This is a genomic window from Pseudomonas sp. NY8896 (assembly GCF_039634505.1).
The window spans coordinates 6,346,815-6,363,655 of the sequence record NZ_CP132350.1 but is presented as its reverse complement, the minus strand read 5'-3'; the positions used below and the strand labels follow the sequence as shown (position 1 = coordinate 6,363,655).

Genomic DNA, 16,841 nt, shown 5'->3' with positions numbered 1-16,841 from the left:
CCTTGTCTCAGTCTGCCAGGGCGATCGGGCCGATTTCGTCGAACACGTCGCCTGGGCCGGGGTTGTCCGGGTGGGTGTGGCCACCGAAGTGGTTCATGATACCCCACACCGCATTCAGCGACGTTTGCACCGCGCCTTCCACCCAGGCCGGGGTCCACGACACGTCGTCACCGGCAATGAACATGCCGCGCTGCTCGGCGGGCATGTCCTGCTGCATGAAGTGCGCGTACATGCGCTGGTTGTAGCGGTAGTGGCCCGGCAGCGCCCCCTTGAAAGCGCCAAGGAAGTGCGGGTCGGCTTCCCAGGAAATGGTGATCGGGTCGCCGATGATGTGCCCTGCGATGTCGGTTTTCGGGTAGATCTTCTTCAGCGCATCCAGGGCCAGCTGCACGCGCTTTTCCACCGGGTGCGGCAGCATCTTCAGCGCATCGCTCATCCAGGCGTAGGACAGGCAGATCACCCCCGGCTTGTCGTCACCGTTGTCGAACAGGTAAGTGCCGCGGGTAAGCCGGTCGGTGAGGGTCATGCTCATCAGGTCGCGGCCGGTTTCCGGGTCCTTGTCCTTCCAGAACGGCCGGTCGACCATGACGAAGGTCTTCGACGACTGCATGTAGCGGGTGCGGTCCAGGGCCATCCACATTTTTTGCGAGAACAGCGATTCCTCGCAGTCGATCTGGGTGGTCAGCAGCCAGGTCTGGCAGGTGGCGAGTACCGCGCTGTAGTGGCGGGTGTCGCCCCAGTTGTCGGTGACCGCCAGGCGTCCATCGGAAGCGCGGGCAATGCGCTTGACCCCGGTACGCGGCGCGCCGCCGTGCAACGTGCTCAGGCTGGTGCCCTGCGGCCAATGCACGCAGCGCTCCGGTACATGGCGCCAGATGCCTTGCGGCACTTGTTCCACACCGCCGACCACCAGGTGCTGGTGGTCGTCGCAGTTGGTCATCACCACGCGGAAAATTTCCAGCATCGAGTTGGGGAAGTCCGAATCCCAGCCACCGGTGCCGAAACCGACCTGGCCGAACACTTCGCGGTGCTGGAAGCTCAGCTTGGCAAACGAGCGCGAGGTGGCGACGAAGTCGTAGAAGGTGCGGTCGTCCCACAGCGGCACCAGCTTGTTCCACAGTGCCTTCAGGCGCGGTACGTCGCGGTCGCGGATGGCTTGCTGGATTTCGGCGAACTGGGCGCCGCTTTCCAGCGCATCAGCCCAGGCATCGGCCACTTCATGAAACAGCTTGGGCAGGTCGCTGGTTTTTTCGGCGTAGTAGGTCTGGCCTTCCAGGTCGATCACCGTGCTGCCCGAGGCCGGGGTCAGCGGGTTGGGGAAAGGCTTGGTTTCCAGGCCCAGCTTGTCCACGTAGTGATAGAAGGCCGTGGACGACACCGGGAAGCGCATGCCACCCAATTCGGCGATGATCCCATCGGTGCCGTTGAAGGCTTGCGAGCGCAGCCGGCCACCCAGCTTGGAAGCCTCGTACACCACCGGTTTGAGGCCCAGCTTCATCAACTCGTAGGCCGCCACCAGGCCGGCGATACCGGCACCTATGATGGCTACTTCTTCACCCTGGCGATCAACCGGAATGCTGCCCAGGCCCGCGGGGTGCTCCAACCAGTCGTCGAAAGCGAACGGGAAGTCCGGGCCGAAGATGGTGATCGGCTTCTTGCCGTCGGCGGGGTGGCGGTTTTTCTTGTTCATGAAGTGACCTTGCCAGAGAGGCTGCGCGGGGAGCGGAGCCTGAGTATAGGAGATGCCTGGGGGTCATTTTAGGGCGTGGGGTTTTCGTAATTAAGGCGCAGAGTGGTGTCTGAATGTAGTTTGTTTCGTCGGAATAACATGCGTCATATACATTACGACGACTTAGAAATCAGAGCGGCTGCCCGCGATCTACCTTGCTACTGAGAATGATCGACGTGGTGGTCTTCTCCACGCCGTCGACACTGCCGATCTGGTCAAGCAACTGGTCAAGCTGTTCGGGCGAGTCCGTACGCAGCCAGGCCACGTAGTCGAATTCTCCGCTTACCGCACACAGCTGCTGCACTTGCCCCATGGCACTCAGGCGCCGCACCACTTCCTTGCCGGAACGCGGCTGCACCTTGATCCCCACGTACGCCTGCAGCCCGCCGCCTATCACACTCTGGCCCAGGCGTACGCCATAGCCGGAAATGACCTTGTTCTTCTCCAGCCGTTCCAGGCGCGAGTTGACCGTGGTGCGGGCGATGCCCAGCTGGCGGGCGAGGGTGGCGACGCTTTCGCGGGCGTTGATCTGCAACAGGGCAATCAGCTGGCGATCGATCTCATCCAGCGTGATGGAGCGGGAATCCGACATGGCGAGTCTCTGCGGTTGGCCCGCTAGCCTAGCCAGCCAATGCCGATGAGGGCAAGGGCCGTCACAGCTGACCAGGCTGGCCCGATGACTTTGCCTTCGGCATGATGAAGCGCTAGTCCAACGAGAACCTCAGTGTGAACCTCGACCACCTGCTCGAATGCTGGCGACTGGAAGTCTCCAACAAGAAAAGGCCCGGACGCCGTATCAGTTTGCTGTTCAACGTGCTGCGCCGCGCCCGCAAGGACAACAAACTGCGTTTTCTCTTTGCCTACCGCCTGGCCCAGTACCTCGACGCCCATGGTGGCCTGGCACGGCGTCACGCCCGGCGCATGCAGCAGCGGCTAAACCTCAAGTACGCTGTGGACATCGATATAGGTGCACACATCGCGCCCGGCCTGCGCATCGCGCACCTACCGGGGGTAGTGATCACCCGGCACGTGCGCATCGGGCGCAATTTCTTCATCCGGCAGAACTGCTCGATCGGCATCAAGACCCTTGGCCTGGAGGAATACGCGCTGCGCATTGGCGACAATGTGAGCATGGGCGCCAATAGCTGCATTGTTGCCGATCGCATCGATATTGGCGACGACGTGGTGATTGGCGCTATGTCGCTGGTTACGCGGGATATTCCGGCTGGCATGACCTTCTACAACCAGCGGCAGGTAGTGATGCGGCCGAGTGCGCAGTAGTTATCAGATTAAAGTTTTTGCAGCGGTGGGCGCCGTGGATGTTGGGGCAGAGTGGGAGTGCTCCCAAGGGTTCTTCTAGCACTGGCTAGCGAGGCGGATGGCGCCTGGACGCTATGGTGGCTGGTTGATATCTTTGCCGCCGCCACCCACCCGGGAACGCTCTCGCACAAGGACTCGCAATGAACAAGATGATGGTAAGCCCCTGGTTGATGGTCTCGCCTGATGGGCCGGTCACCTGTGCTTTCGATGACGACCAACAGGTGCATCTACGCCAAGGCGGCCTGGATGGCGCTTGTGGGCCCTACAGTGTTGTCATGGCGCTTATCACGTTGGGCGTAATGCGGTATGACGAAGCTACAGAAATGCACCAGTGGCATGGCAACAGTCGAGAAGGGCGGTTTCGGAACGAAATTCGCAATCTAGGGGCGTTGGTCTCTGGTGGTACCGATCATAAAGACATGATTCGGCTCGTCGATTGCTTCAGTGGTCTCGGTGTCGGTGCCGAGTATGTGAGTGGCAGTAAAAAGGAAATCGTAGAGCAGGTTGAGCATGCCATCGATAGCCAATGCGCTCCGATTGTCGGTGTTCGCTTCAGTGGCGGCGGTGGGCACTGGATGATGGTAGTGGGTTACCAAGGTTATGAAGATGAGGATGGTTTCCAGCTGACTCACATCCTCTGCCTGGACCCCGCAAGCGAAACGCCTCGGACCAGTTTGTGGAACGCAGTCATCAATGTGTACGAAGAGGATGGCAGCTCGGTGGGAAGTGGGCCGCTGCCTTCTACCTATTGGGGCTACGATGGGCAGCGCGTGAGTTGCCGGGTTGAAGATGCCTTGGTGATTTGCGGGGCAGATTGATGTCTGGCACAAAAAAGCCGCGCAACTGCGCGGCTTTGTCGTATCTGGTGGGCCCACACGAACTTGAATCGTGGACTAAAGGATCAGAGTTAGCTTGCTACATGTGATAGTGGCAGAAATCTACTGTAAGCAAGAAAAGGTACAGTAACATTAAGCCAGCATCGCAGCGATATTTGAGCGAAATTTAAGGTAAGTCAGCGAATCTTTTCAGTGTACCTCCATTGTACCTCGAAGCCCTCCCAGGTATTAGCTAGCACGACGGCCTGCAGCCCGTATTGAGCTGTTCGTGCCTAGGCTCTCTGAGCTTCCAGCCAAATCAGAATTTTTTCACCTAAGATTTGGATGTAGCGGGAGATGTAATTGCAGAGCAGGTGAGGATAATCATGCTCGATTGAGACTTTCTCGCCAACAAAGTAAAATCTAATTGACACTAGTTCTGTTTCGCTGCTTTTTGTGTAACGACCTCTGTCTTCACTGCAGAGATAAGATTTCCGCTCTACTATGGTTCTAATTGTGTCGGCGTCTTTTGATAGCTGAAGCAGTCCGCCTGCATGCATTAGACAATTTCGAATCTTCTGTGCGCACTTGATAGGCTCGTGCACTGCAATGGTTTCAAGAGGTATTCCTAGCTTCCTGAAGTAATTGAATATTTTTTCGACGCCCGCGCCATTTATGGATGACAGTTGGATTTCGGATGCTTGTTCAGTTGCGATTGCAAGCCGCAAAATATAAGCTTCGAATAGTGAAAGCGTAGAAAATAGGTTGCCAGATGAAATCATATATGGATAGGTGTTGTCCCATCGACGCTTATGAATCGCCGCGCGTGCGGCGATTATTTCTGCATGCTTTTCGATGTCAGGAAAGTAGTGAGTGACTTTTTCTGCTTCAATAGCTTGCTCATGCGTAATGGTATAATGGCTTTTCCAGACAAAATCCATTATATCAACCCATTCGGTCGCGGCGCTGTTTAATATTTGAGAAATCTCGTATGAGCACCTTTCAGATGGTGACATGTTTTTCTTTGCGAGCAGTTCTTGTACGAAGGCATCTATCAAGTTTTCCCTAACCATTCGAGTGTTCTACCAGTGTCAGCTGAGGATTTAAATTTGATATTAATTGGTTTTGTTCTGGTTCTGGTTCTGGATCAGGAAGAGCATAAGTATTTAGCTGGTCGATAACTAATTCCGCATATTGTGTTATTAACGACCTTGTGTAATCAATTAGCTCGTTCAATTCGCGACTGCCTGGGGCTGTGAAAGACGCTCCGTGCCCGATAGCGTTTCTCATTCCTACGAGCCTCAGGGAGCCCAGGCGTGTATCGCGATAGTTGGCGATCACCTCGGATGATAGAGCTGCGAGCGAATATTTTCCCTGGTCGCCTCGGCCTTTTGCGCGGTGGGCTTCTTGGTAGGGCTGACTTCGCGCAGATGTCGCTGCAGCGCATTTTCGAGTGTCAGCCGCTCGGACCCGCTGCGCTGGATATACACACCCCGCACCATTTCATCTTCGGTGCGCCGTGACCAATCCTCGGCGTCGCGTTTGGTGCGGAAGGTTTTGGCGTTGGTCGGCCATCCGGTTTTGCGGATGACAGCCTTCCAGGTGCCGGCAGGGTTTTTGACGATTGTAGCCATCTGAAGGACTCCAAAGGCGTGCAAGCGAAGCCGCACTGTACCTAATTTGTACCTTTAGACCATAGGACTGTACTGAGGTGGTTCCACCAAAAACACGAAAGCCGCGTAGTACGCGGCTTCAAGGTTGGTGGGCCCACACGGACTCGAACCGTGGACCAAAGGATTATGAGTCCTCTGCTCTAACCGACTGAGCTATAGGCCCTCAGTAAGTGGCCGGATTATAACGAGGGTTTCGCACCTGTGCCATCTGAAAGATCTGATAGTGCTATGCGAAGGAACGCGGCCGCGAACTCGTCTGGTGGCAGCGGCAGGCTGACGATGTAGCCCTGGATCTGCTCACACCCTTCCGCTGCCAGAAAACGCTGCTGGGCCTGGTTTTCCACGCCTTCGGCAATGATCGTCAGCTGCATGCTGCGGCCAAGGGCAATGATCGCGCGGGCGATGGCGGCATCGTGTGGGTCGTCGGGCAGGCCGCGGATGAACGACTTGTCGATCTTGAGAATATCCAGCGGCAGGCGTTTGAGGTAGCTCAGCGAGGAATAGCCGGTGCCGAAGTCATCGATAGCCAGTTGCACGCCCAGTTTCTTCAACTGGTACAGCACGGCCAGGGCCTCTTCTGCCTGGCTCATGATGAAGTTCTCGGTAATTTCCAGCTGTAGGTCACCGGCCTTTAGCTGGTAGTGCTTTAGCAACTGTTCGATGCGCCGGGCCAGGTGCGGGTGGCGCAGCTGGGCGCCGGCAAGGTTGATCGACAGCGGGCCGAAGGGTTGATAGTGCTGTTTCCAGGCCTGCATCTGTCGGCAGGCTTGCTCCAGAACCCAGTCACCGAGTTGGAGAATGGTGCCATTCTCTTCCGCCAGGTGGATGAAGTGCTCTGGTGGCACCTCCCCAAAGGTTGGGTGGCTCCAGCGGATCAGCGCCTCGGCGCCTACCAGCTTCTGGGTCTTGAGGCTGAGCTTGGGCTGGAAGCACAGGCTCATTTCGTTGCGTTCGACAGCGCGGCGCAGTTCATGCTCCAAGGCGATGCGCTCGCTGGCCTGGGCGGTGAGGTCGCGGGTGTACGCTTCGACGCGGTTGCGGCCTTTGGCCTTGGAGCGGTACATGGCGGCGTCGGCGTTGCGGATCAGTGTGGCAACGTCGGTGCCGTCCTGTGGATACAGGCTGATGCCGATGCTGGCGCTGGTGAAGAACTCGTGTTCACCGGCCTGGAACGGCGCGGCGAAACAGGCCAGCAGCTTGTTGGCGATGGTACTGGCATCACTGGGCTTGTGCAGGCCGGGTAGCAGGATGATGAACTCGTCGCCGCCCAGTCGGGCCACGGTGTCGACGTCGCGCACCTGCTCCTTCAGGCGCTGGGCGATGCCTTTAAGCAGCAGGTCGCCGACTGGGTGGCCGAGGCTGTCGTTGATGTGCTTGAAACGGTCGAGGTCGAGGAACAGTACCGCGCCCTGGCGGTTGGAGACTTGCGCGCAGGTGAGTACAGCCTGCAGGCGGTTCTCGAACAGGGCGCGGTTGGGCAAGCCGGTCAGCGGGTCATGGTGGGCCTGATAGTCGAGTTTGGCCTGGGCGTGCTTGATGCTGGAGATGTCTGCGAAAACCGCCACGAAGTGAGTGATCTCGCGTTCACTGTTGCGCACGGCGCTGATGGTCAGCCAGCTTGGGTAAAGCTCGCCGTTCTTGCGCTTGTTGTAGATCTCGCCCTGCCAGTGCCCTTCGTCGGTCAGCTGGTGCCACATGGCCGCATAGAAGGCGCTGTCGTGCTGGCCGGACGCGAGCAGGCGCGGGGTCTGGCCGAGGGCTTCGATTTCGCTGTAGCCGGTGATTTCGCTGAAGGCGCGGTTGACAGCACTGATGTGCTGGTCAATGTCGGTGATCAGTACGCCTTCGGCAGTGTTCTCGAACACGGTGGCGGCCAGCTGCAGTTTTTCCTGCATCAGGTGGCGCTCGGTGATGTCGCGGGCGATGGTCAGCATGCAGTCGACGCCGGTAATCGGCAGGGGCCGGGCGGACAGCTCGCAAAGGCGGATCTGCCCGTCGCTGCGGCGGATGTGGCAGGTGAAATCACGCACGAAGCCGTCGCGGTTGAGCTGCTCGACCAGGCGCTTGCGCTCGTTGAGGTCTACCCAGATGCCCAGGTCCAGCGAGGTCTGGTCGATGGTCGGGTTGAGGTCATAGCCGGTCAGGCGGCAGAAGCCCTCGTTCACCTCCAGCAGCAGACCGTCGCTCTGGCGCGACAGCAGCAGGCCGTCGGGGGAGGCGTGGAAGGCTTTGGCGAATTTCTCTTCCGAGGTTTGCAACTGTTGCTGGGTTTCCTTGAGCTGGCTGATGTCGCGCACCGCCACTACCAGCGCGGGGGTGCCGTCGAGTTCGAAGGTTTCGGCCGAGGTCAGGCCGGTGAACAGCTGGCCATTGCTGCGGCGGAAACTCATTTCCAGGTTACGGATGCCGCCCTGGTGCAGGTGTTCGAGCACTCGTAGGCCGCTGCCTTCGACGCCCCACAGGTTCAGGTCGGTGGCGGTACGGCCAATCACCTGGCTTTGGGTCAGGCCGATCTGCTCTTCGAAGGCTTCGTTCACCTCCAGAAGGCAGCCATCGCTGTGGCGGGCGATCAGCAGGATGTCTGGGCATTGCTGGAACACCGAGGCGAACTTCTGCTCGGACAGGCGCAGGGCGTCCTCGGTGTGCTTGGTTTCGCTGATGTCGATCATCAGGCCGCGCATCACCGGTTGGTGGCCGTGTTCGATCATGCTGACGATGTTGCGTACCCAAAGGGGCTGGCCGTCGGCGCGGATCACTCGGTAGTCCAGGCTGTGGTCGCGTCCGGCTGCGGTTTCGCTGTCGCAGTACGCCTGGGCCCAGAGGGCGTCCTCTGGGTGCAGGATGCTGCGCCAGAAGCCGGGCCGGAGCCAGTCACTCAAGGGGTAGCCGAGCAGGTCTTCGGCATGCGGTGAAACGTAGCTGTAGGTGAAGTCGTTGGCATCGGCTTCCCAGGCGATGGCTGACAGGCTCTCTACAAGGCCTCGGTAGTGGTATTCGCTGCTGCGCAGCTCTTGCTCCAGGGCGATGCGCCTGGAAATTTCCGAGCTGAGGCGGCGGTTGATGCGGATGACCACGGCCAGCACGGCCATCAGTAACAGCACCGTTGGCAAGCCATATACCAGCAGGTCAGACCAGAACATCCGCTGGTCGACTACATTGCCCACCCAGCGCTGCTGGATCTGGCTGATTTCGCTGCTGCTCATGTCGGCCATCACTTTGTCGAGAATACCGACCAGCACGGCCTTGTCGCGGGGGACGGCCATCGCCAGCTGGTAGCGGTAGGGTGTTTCGCCGCTGACGTACAGGCCGTCGAGTTTGAGCTGGCGCAGGCTCCAGATGCTGGAAGCCAGGTCGCCGACCACGGCGTCCACCTGGTCGGTGGCCAGGGCCTGCAGCGTGGAGCTGACATTGGGCAGCGCCACCAGGTTGAGGTCGGGGTGGTGGGTGCGCAGCAGCTCGTGCGGGGCGTAGTTCTCGACCACGGCGATTTTCAGGCCGTACAGGTCATCCAGCTTGCGTGGTTGTGCGCCGCCTTTGTGGGCCAGGATGACAATGGGGAAGTCGAGGTACGGGCGGGTGAAGGCCAGATAGCCCTGGCGTTCGGGGGTGGACATGATGCCGGGCAGCAGGTCGATGCGGCTTTCCCGTGCCTGTGCCAGTACCTCGGTCCAGCTGCTGGGTTCGACCGGCTTGAGTGTCACGCCCAGGCGCTGCTGGATCGTGGCGATGTAATCGGCGGCCAATCCCTGGTACCGGCCCTCCTGGTCGCGAAACTCGAACGGTGGCCAAGAGGCGTCTACGCCCAGGCTCAACTGCGGGTGAGCAGCCAGCCAGGCTTTCTCCTCATCTGTCAGGGTCAGGGCGCCGGCCGTTGTGTTCCATAAAATCAGGAGCAGCAACAGAATGGCCGGCTTCAAGGGCATGGCAGCCTCGCATTCAGGTGGTCTGAAGTCGAGTGTAGACGGGCATTGCGGCAGGTGTGCTGTGGAAGGCGGGCTTTATGTTACGGGCCGCTAAAGAAAAACCCCGGCCTGGGCCGGGGTTTTGTCATCACTCGTCGAGGAAGGAGCGCAGGTGCTCGCTGCGAGTCGGGTGGCGCAGTTTGCGCAACGCCTTCGCTTCGATCTGACGAATCCGCTCACGGGTTACGTCAAACTGCTTGCCCACCTCTTCGAGGGTGTGGTCGGTGTTCATGTCGATACCGAAACGCATGCGCAGCACCTTGGCTTCGCGTGCGGTCAGGCCCGAGAGCACGTCGCGGGTGGCTTCCTTGAGGCTTTCGACCGTGGCCACGTCAATCGGGGACTGCATGGTCGAGTCCTCGATGAAGTCGCCCAGGTGCGAATCTTCGTCGTCACCGATCGGGGTTTCCATGGAGATCGGCTCTTTGGCGATCTTCAGTACCTTGCGGATCTTGTCCTCAGGCATTTCCATGCGCTCGCCCAGCTCTTCCGGGGTCGGTTCGCGACCCATTTCCTGCAGCATCTGGCGGGAAATACGGTTGAGCTTGTTGATCGTCTCGATCATGTGCACCGGAATACGGATGGTGCGTGCCTGGTCGGCGATCGAGCGGGTGATCGCCTGACGGATCCACCAGGTGGCATAGGTCGAGAACTTGTAGCCGCGGCGGTATTCGAACTTGTCCACCGCTTTCATCAAGCCGATGTTGCCTTCCTGGATCAGGTCGAGGAACTGCAGGCCACGGTTGGTGTACTTTTTGGCGATGGAGATCACCAGACGCAGGTTCGCCTCGACCATTTCTTTCTTGGCGCGGCGGGCCTTGGCTTCACCGATCGACATGCGACGGTTGATTTCCTTGATCTCGGCAACGGTCAAGCCGGTTTCGGTCTCAAGGTCGATCAGTTTCTGCTGGCAAGCGACGATGGCTGCGTCCTTTTCACCCAGGGCAGCAGCCCACTTGGTGTTGCGCTTGGCCAGGTCACCGCTCCAGGTCTGGTCGGTTTCGTTGCTCGGGAACATGCGCAGGAAGTCGGCACGCGGCATGCGGGCGTCACGGACGCACAGCTGCATGATGGCGCGTTCTTGCTGGCGCAGACGGTTCAGGGCGTCACGTACACGCTCGACCAGTACCTCGAACTGCTTCGGTACAAGCTTGATCGGCATGAACAGGTCAGCCAGGGCCTGAAGGGCCTCGATGCTTTCCTTGTGGCCACGACCGTTTTTCTTCAGGACCTTGGAGGTTGCCTGAAGTTGATCGGATACCGCACCGAAGCGTTGAGCCGCGACTACCGGGTCCGGGCCGCTCTCGGCCTCTTCCTCGTCGTCACCGCTTTCGGACTCTTCCTCTTCGTCGTCGGACTCTTCCTTCGCAGCAGCGGCCTTGGTGCCTGGGATCGGCACTTCTTCGGTCGGCGCAGCAATGTTGTCGTCAGGGTCGATGTAGCCGCTGAGAACGTCGGACAGGCGGCCACCCTCGGTGGTGACGCGGTCATATTCGCCGAGAATGTAATCGACAGTGCCCGGGAAGTGGGCGATGGCGCCCATGACTTCACGAATGCCTTCCTCGATACGCTTGGCGATTTCGATCTCGCCTTCACGGGTCAGCAGCTCGACAGTACCCATTTCGCGCATGTACATGCGCACCGGGTCGGTCGTGCGGCCGATATCGGTTTCAACGGCCGCCAACGCAGCAGCGGCTTCTTCGGCCGCGGCTTCGTCGGTGTCGGCTTCCGCCAACAGAAGGGCATCCGCATCCGGAGCACTCTCGAATACGTTGATCCCCATGTCGTTGATCATGCGGATGATGTCTTCCACCTGTTCCGGATCTGAAATATCCTCAGGCAGGTGGTCGTTGACCTCCGCGTAAGTCAGGTAGCCCTGCTCACGACCGCGGGTGATCAACTCTTTGATACGAGACTGCTGTTGCGCTTTTCCGGACATAACACCCTATCCACTGAAGGTCTTGGCGGGCAAAAAACAAGCCGAGGATTATACCCGAGCATGGGCCTCACGCGCCAGATGAGGTCGGCGTTTGTGCGGGAACATTCCGGCTCAGCAGGGCGAGGAGCTGGGTTTTTTCCTCGCTGGTCAATTCGCTTTGACGTGATTTCCTGAGCAGTTGTTCCAGGCTGCGCTCGCGTTGGCGGGCGGACAAGCTAGTTATAGTGTCGAAAAACTGTTGTTCAAGGTTGTCGGCCACGATCAGCCATTCCTTTTCCGCCAGGGCCCGCAACAGGCGACCCTGCTCGGTGCCATGCCAGCGTGCGATCAACTGCATTGAGCTTAGCCCAGGATTTTTCTGTGCGGCTTCGATCAATGCCACCAGCAGCTGGCTGTACAGGTGTTCTTCGTCGGCGAAGTGGCTGGCATCTTCTACCCTGCCGGCCAGCAGCGGGTGGTGCAGAAGGGTGCGCAGGGCGGCCAGGGTTGGTGGCTCGACCGGCGCCGGCACGCGGGGTGGCGCTTCGTCACGTTGTTGCCACGGCTTGCCACCCTTGCGGTTCTTGTCCCAGGGCTTGTCGCTCCATGGCTTCTTACCGCCGCTCTTGTTGGGCTTCCAGGCCTGCTCCTGATGAACGGGGGCGAAGTCGTGTTGCGGCATGTCGCCGTAATCGGGGGTGTAGCTGGCCATGGCGTCGTAGTCGTAGCCAGGGTCGTAGTCCGGCACGCTGCTAACCGTGGGTGCTTGTTGCGCCAGTTGCTCGACCTGCTGCGGGTCGAGGCCGGTGATTTCCTTCAGGCGGTTGCGCATGAGCTGGCGCAGGTTGGCGCCAGGGATCTTTTCGATCAACGGTGCCGCCAGGGTCGCCATGTGTGCCTTGCCTTCCAGCGAGCGTGGGTCGGCTTCGACGCTCAGTTGCTCGAAGAAGTAATCGGCCAGCGGCTGGGCGTGCTGGTTGATACGGGCCATGAAGGCGTCGGTGCCTTCGGCGCGTACCAGGCTGTCCGGGTCCTCGCCTTCGGGCAGGAACAGAAAACGTGCGCGGCGGCCATCCTGCAGGTTCGGCAAGGCCGATTCCAGTGCGCGCCAGGCGGCCTTGCGCCCGGCCTGGTCGCCGTCGAAGCAGAACAACACGCTGGGCACCACGCGGAACAGGCGCTTGAGGTGCTCTTCGCTGGTGGCGGTGCCGAGGGTGGCCACGGCATTGCGCAGGCCTTGCTGGGCCAGGGCGATGACGTCCATGTAGCCCTCGACGACGATGATCTCGTCGAGGTTGCGGTTGTGCTTGCGTGCCTCGTACAGCCCGTACAGCTCCTGGCCCTTGTGGAACACCGGGGTTTCAGGGGAGTTCAAGTACTTGGGCTTGTCGTCGCCGAGTACCCGGCCGCCGAAGGCGATGATGCGCCCGCGGCTGTCGCGGATCGGGAACATCACCCGGTCGCGGAAACGGTCGTAGCGCTTGCCGCTTTCGGCGTTCTCGATCAGCAGGCCGGCATCGATCATCACTTTCTGCTGCAGGGTGTCGGCACCCAGGTGCTTGAGCAGGTTGTCCCAGCCGGGCGGGGCAAAACCCAGGCCGAAATCGCGGGCAATCTCGCCGGACAGGCCGCGGCCCTTGAGGTAATCCACCGCCGCCTTGCGGGTCGGGTGGTTGCGCAGGGCCTGGCGGTAGAACTCCGAGGCAGCGTCCAGTAGCGGGTACAGCGGCGAATCGGTGGGCTGGCGCGGCTTCTGGTCGCGGCGGCCTTGTTCGCGGGGCACTTCCATGCCAGCGGCGCGGGCCAGCTCCTCGACGGCCTGGGGGAAGTCCAGGTTGTCGTGGTCCATGACGAAACCCAGGGCGTTGCCACCGGCGCCGCAGCCGAAGCAGTAGTAGAACTGCTTGTCGGGGCTGACCGTGAAGGAAGGGGTCTTTTCCTTGTGGAACGGGCAGCAGGCGGAGTAGTTCTTGCCGGTTTTTTTCAGTTGGACGCGCGAACTCACCACGTCGACAATGTCGAGGCGGTTGATAAGGTCGTCAATGAAGCTCTGGGGAATCAGCCCGGCCATGGCAGTCTCGTCATCTGGCAACTGGCAAGTCTAATCGCTCACGCGCCGAATGGGGCGAGTGTTGCTTGGGGAAGTGCGAGGGGGTGTGTGCTCGTCGCCAGCCCCTAAGGGCCCGTCAGTCGGACGTGCACGTCTGGTCATACAGCAAGAAAGACCAGCTCTGACGTTTCAGGCAGGTTGCCCATGAGCAGTTCGCATGAAGCTTGTGCAGGGCCTTGAGCTAGCTGCTCAAGTGTGAAGCGACCACTGCCATCGCCCGGCGGTTAGCCGGGCAGGGCAGAAGCTTTGCGTTGAACGCCTGTATTAGTACAGACGAACGGCGCGGCGCTGTTCGCGCTGAACTTTCTTGGCGTGACGCTTAACAGCAGCAGCTGCTTTACGCTTACGCTCGGCGGTCGGCTTCTCGTAAAACTCGCGGCTACGAACTTCAGCCAGTACACCGGCTTTTTCGCAGGAGCGCTTGAAACGACGCAGAGCTACGTCGAAGGGTTCGTTCTCTTTAACTTTGACGGCTGGCATCCAGGGCTACCTTAATTCATTACCGGGGTAGACGTGCTCCTGGCAAAACAAAGGTGTGCTGGAGAACGTCGGTTTTCAAGGGTTGCGGATGTTAACCCTTAGCAAGCAGGAATGCAAAGCCTCTGATCGAAAACCGCTGGTCGGCATCCGACACGGGGACTATCATGCGCGGCTTCGAATTCAGCCCCCACAAGGGACGAACCCATGCTAGTACTGGGATTGGAAACATCCTGCGACGAAACTGGCGTCGCATTATACGACAGTGAACGCGGTTTGTTGGCCGACGCACTGTTCAGCCAGATCGACCTGCACCGCGTGTTCGGCGGCGTAGTGCCCGAGCTTGCCTCGCGTGATCACGTCAAGCGCATGCTGCCGCTCATTCGCCAGGTGCTGGACGAGGCTGGCTGCGTCGCCACCGAGATCGACGCCATCGCCTATACCGCGGGCCCTGGCCTGGTCGGTGCCTTGCTGGTCGGGGCTTCCTGCGCCCAGGCGTTGGCCTTTGCCTGGGACATCCCGGCGATAGGTGTGCACCACATGGAAGGCCACCTGCTGGCGCCCATGCTGGAAGAAAACCCACCCGAGTTTCCGTTCGTCGCTTTGTTGGTTTCCGGTGGTCACACGCAGTTGGTTCGGGTCGATGGCATCGGCCAGTACGAACTGCTGGGCGAGAGCCTGGACGACGCTGCCGGCGAGGCGTTCGACAAGACCGCCAAGTTGATCGGCCTCAATTACCCAGGCGGCCCGGAAATCGCGCGCCTCGCAGAGCAGGGCGTACCTGGGCGCTTCGTTTTCCCAAGGCCGATGACCGATCGTCCGGGTCTTGAGTTCAGCTTCAGCGGCCTCAAGACCTTCGCCCTCAACACCTGGCAGCAATGCAAGAATGCTGGCGACGACGGTGAGCAAACCCGTTGCGACGTGTCCCTGGCATTCCAGCAGGCGGTGGTGGAAACTTTGACCATCAAGTGCAAGCGAGCCCTCAAGCAGACTGGCCTCAAGCGCCTGGTCATCGCTGGTGGCGTGAGTGCCAACAAAGCGCTGCGTGCCTCGCTGGAAGAGATGCTGGCCGGAATGAAGGGCAATGTGTACTACGCGCGCCCACAGTTCTGTACCGACAATGGCGCGATGATCGCCTATGCCGGTTGCCAGCGACTGTTGGCCGGGCAGCAGCAGGACCTGGCGATCAGCGTGCAGGCACGCTGGCCGATGGAGCAGTTGCCGCCACTGTAAGGTTTACCGCCGAAGGTTCAGAAGTGCCGTTCGCGCCCTGCAAACAGGTCGCGCAGGTTTTTACGGTGGCGCCACACGATCATCGCTGTCAGCACGGTGATCGGCAGCAGGGCCTCGGGCTCGCGCCAGGCCAGCAATGGCAACGTCAGTGGTGTGGCGATCAGTGCCGCCAGCGAGCTGGTGCGGGTGAGGTAGAAGGTCAGCAGCCAGGCACCGATAGCCAGCAGTGCGGCCGGGAAATACAGGCCCATGAGCATGCCGGCAGCTGTCGCCACGCCTTTGCCGCCCTGGAAACGGAAGTACAGGGGGAACAGATGGCCCAGCACCGCGCACACGCCCACCCAGGCCTGCGCATGCAGGTCCAGCCCGGCAGCGCGGGCGAGCAATACCGGCAAAAGGCCCTTGCACAGGTCGCCAAGCAGGGTCAGGATCGCCAGTTTACGGCCTGCCAGGCGTAGCATATTGGTGGCGCCGGCATTGCCTGAGCCGCTGGAACGCGGGTCCGGGCTGCCTGAAAGGCGGCTGAGGACAATGGCGAAGGACAGCGAGCCGAGCAGGTAGGCGAGCAACGCCAGTAACCAAAACATGCTAACTATTCCGGGCGAGGACGCCCTGATTCTAACGGCGCCAGTCGCCCTTGTCGTGCTGTGGAGAGAAGTGCTTGGACAGAGTGTTCATCGAAGGCCTGGAAGTCGATACCGTCATCGGTGCCTATGACTGGGAGCGGGATATTCGCCAGTGCTTGCGCCTGGACCTGAGCTTTGCCTGGGACAACCGCCCGGCTGCCGCCGGTGACGACCTGAACCTGGCGCTGGACTACGCCAGTGTCTCGGCACGCATCCAGGCGTTCGCCGAGCAGGCCCGTTTCGAGCTGGTGGAAACCTTTGCCGAGCGCCTGGTGGCAACGCTGATGGAGGAATTCCACATCCCTTGGGTACGGTTGAAGCTGACCAAACCGGGTGCGGTGCCGGCGGCCCGTGGTGGTGTAGGCGTGGAGATCGAGCGCGGATGTCTCTGAGCACGGTTTACCTGGGGCTCGGCAGCAACATCGACCGTGAAGCGCATTTGTGCGCCGGGCTCGATGCGTTGGCCGGTATCCTGACGGACATGCATTGCTCGCCGGCGTTCGAAAGCCAGGCGGTGGGGATCAAGAGCGGGCCGTTCATCAACTTCGTGGTGACCGGCAAAACCGCGTTGCCGTTGATCGAGCTGGACCGTCGACTGAAGTTCATCGAGGCCGACAACGGCCGCTATGCCCCGGACCGCAAAGGCTTGCCACTGGATATCGACGTGCTGATGTATGACGATTTGCACGGTACTTTCGACGGGCTGGTGCTGCCTCGCGCCGAGATCTTGAAAAACGCTTTTGTGTTGTGGCCGCTGTCGCTGCTGGCCCCCGAACTGGTACATCCGGCGGCGGGCAAGGGCATGGCGCAGTTATGGCAGGAGGCGCAGATCGATCAGGTGCTGGCCCCGGTAGCCTTCGAGTGGCGCGGGTTGCAGCTGACGCCTATCTAACTAACGGATTTCGCGGTCATTGTGGGAGCGGGCGTGCCCGCGAACACCGGCATAGCCGGTGCCATCCACCGCATTGGGTTCTTCGC

13 protein-coding genes, 1 tRNA gene and 1 pseudogene are annotated in these 16,841 nt (G+C 60.3%); 5 read left to right on the top strand and 10 right to left on the bottom strand.

Going from position 1 to position 16,841, the window contains the following annotated elements; genetic code table 11:
• Nucleotides 1-7: 7 nt before the first annotated feature.
• Nucleotides 8-1,690, bottom strand: coding sequence for an NAD(P)/FAD-dependent oxidoreductase (locus tag Q9451_RS28845; protein ID WP_012270180.1), 1,683 nt, complete (start codon nt 1,688-1,690; stop codon nt 8-10).
• Between the two features lie 169 nt (nt 1,691-1,859).
• On the bottom strand, nt 1,860-2,321 hold the full coding sequence (locus Q9451_RS28840; protein ID WP_012270181.1) for an Lrp/AsnC family transcriptional regulator: 462 nt from the start codon (nt 2,319-2,321) through the stop codon (nt 1,860-1,862).
• Nucleotides 2,322-2,455: 134 nt separating this feature from the next.
• Between Q9451_RS28840 and Q9451_RS28835 the strand changes: the two genes are divergently transcribed.
• Both Q9451_RS28835 and Q9451_RS28830 read left to right on the top strand, forming a co-directional pair.
• On the top strand, nt 2,456-3,010 hold the full coding sequence (locus Q9451_RS28835) for a serine acetyltransferase (RefSeq protein ID WP_012270182.1): 555 nt from the start codon (nt 2,456-2,458) through the stop codon (nt 3,008-3,010).
• A 179-nt stretch (nt 3,011-3,189) separates the two neighbouring features.
• Nucleotides 3,190-3,867, top strand: coding sequence for a hypothetical protein (locus Q9451_RS28830; protein WP_012270183.1), 678 nt, complete (start codon nt 3,190-3,192; stop codon nt 3,865-3,867).
• A gap of 290 nt (nt 3,868-4,157) precedes the next feature.
• On the opposite strand, the gene Q9451_RS28825 is transcribed toward Q9451_RS28830, so the two are convergent.
• From Q9451_RS28825 to rpsU, 7 genes and pseudogenes are all read right to left on the bottom strand, one after another.
• Nucleotides 4,158-4,922, bottom strand: coding sequence for a hypothetical protein (locus Q9451_RS28825; RefSeq protein WP_223296395.1), 765 nt, complete (start codon nt 4,920-4,922; stop codon nt 4,158-4,160).
• Nucleotides 4,923-5,175: 253 nt separating this feature from the next.
• Nucleotides 5,176-5,498: pseudogene (locus tag Q9451_RS28820) on the bottom strand (site-specific integrase); the annotation flags it as partial.
• Nucleotides 5,499-5,623: 125 nt separating this feature from the next.
• A tRNA-Ile gene (locus Q9451_RS28815) sits at nt 5,624-5,700 on the bottom strand.
• A gap of 16 nt (nt 5,701-5,716) precedes the next feature.
• A complete protein-coding gene (locus tag Q9451_RS28810) occupies nt 5,717-9,460 on the bottom strand; it encodes a bifunctional diguanylate cyclase/phosphodiesterase (protein WP_012270186.1) in 3,744 nt (1,247 codons plus the stop codon).
• 127 nt (nt 9,461-9,587) lie between these two features.
• Entirely contained in the window at nt 9,588-11,438 is a 1,851-nt protein-coding gene (gene rpoD, locus Q9451_RS28805; RefSeq protein ID WP_012270187.1) for an RNA polymerase sigma factor RpoD, read from the bottom strand.
• A 67-nt stretch (nt 11,439-11,505) separates the two neighbouring features.
• Nucleotides 11,506-13,488, bottom strand: a complete 1,983-nt coding sequence (gene dnaG, locus Q9451_RS28800) for a DNA primase (RefSeq protein WP_012270188.1) — start codon at nt 13,486-13,488, stop codon at nt 11,506-11,508.
• Nucleotides 13,489-13,791: 303 nt separating this feature from the next.
• Nucleotides 13,792-14,007, bottom strand: a complete 216-nt coding sequence (gene rpsU / locus Q9451_RS28795; protein ID WP_003255575.1) for a 30S ribosomal protein S21 — start codon at nt 14,005-14,007, stop codon at nt 13,792-13,794.
• 204 nt (nt 14,008-14,211) lie between these two features.
• Here rpsU and tsaD point away from each other — a divergent pair, with 204 nt between their 5' ends.
• On the top strand, nt 14,212-15,237 hold the full coding sequence (gene tsaD / locus Q9451_RS28790; RefSeq protein ID WP_012270189.1) for a tRNA (adenosine(37)-N6)-threonylcarbamoyltransferase complex transferase subunit TsaD: 1,026 nt from the start codon (nt 14,212-14,214) through the stop codon (nt 15,235-15,237).
• 17 nt (nt 15,238-15,254) lie between these two features.
• On the opposite strand, the gene plsY is transcribed toward tsaD, so the two are convergent.
• Nucleotides 15,255-15,824, bottom strand: a complete 570-nt coding sequence (gene plsY, locus Q9451_RS28785; RefSeq protein ID WP_012270190.1) for a glycerol-3-phosphate 1-O-acyltransferase PlsY — start codon at nt 15,822-15,824, stop codon at nt 15,255-15,257.
• A gap of 74 nt (nt 15,825-15,898) precedes the next feature.
• On the opposite strand from plsY, the gene folB reads away from it, so the two are divergent.
• Entirely contained in the window at nt 15,899-16,255 is a 357-nt protein-coding gene (gene folB, locus Q9451_RS28780) for a dihydroneopterin aldolase (protein ID WP_004375185.1), read from the top strand.
• Nucleotides 16,246-16,755: a 2-amino-4-hydroxy-6-hydroxymethyldihydropteridine diphosphokinase gene (folK, locus tag Q9451_RS28775; RefSeq protein ID WP_012270191.1), complete on the top strand. Its 510-nt coding sequence runs from the start codon at nt 16,246-16,248 to the stop codon at nt 16,753-16,755. Before folB ends, folK begins: the two co-directional genes overlap by 10 nt.
• Nucleotides 16,756-16,841: the final 86 nt, after the last annotated feature.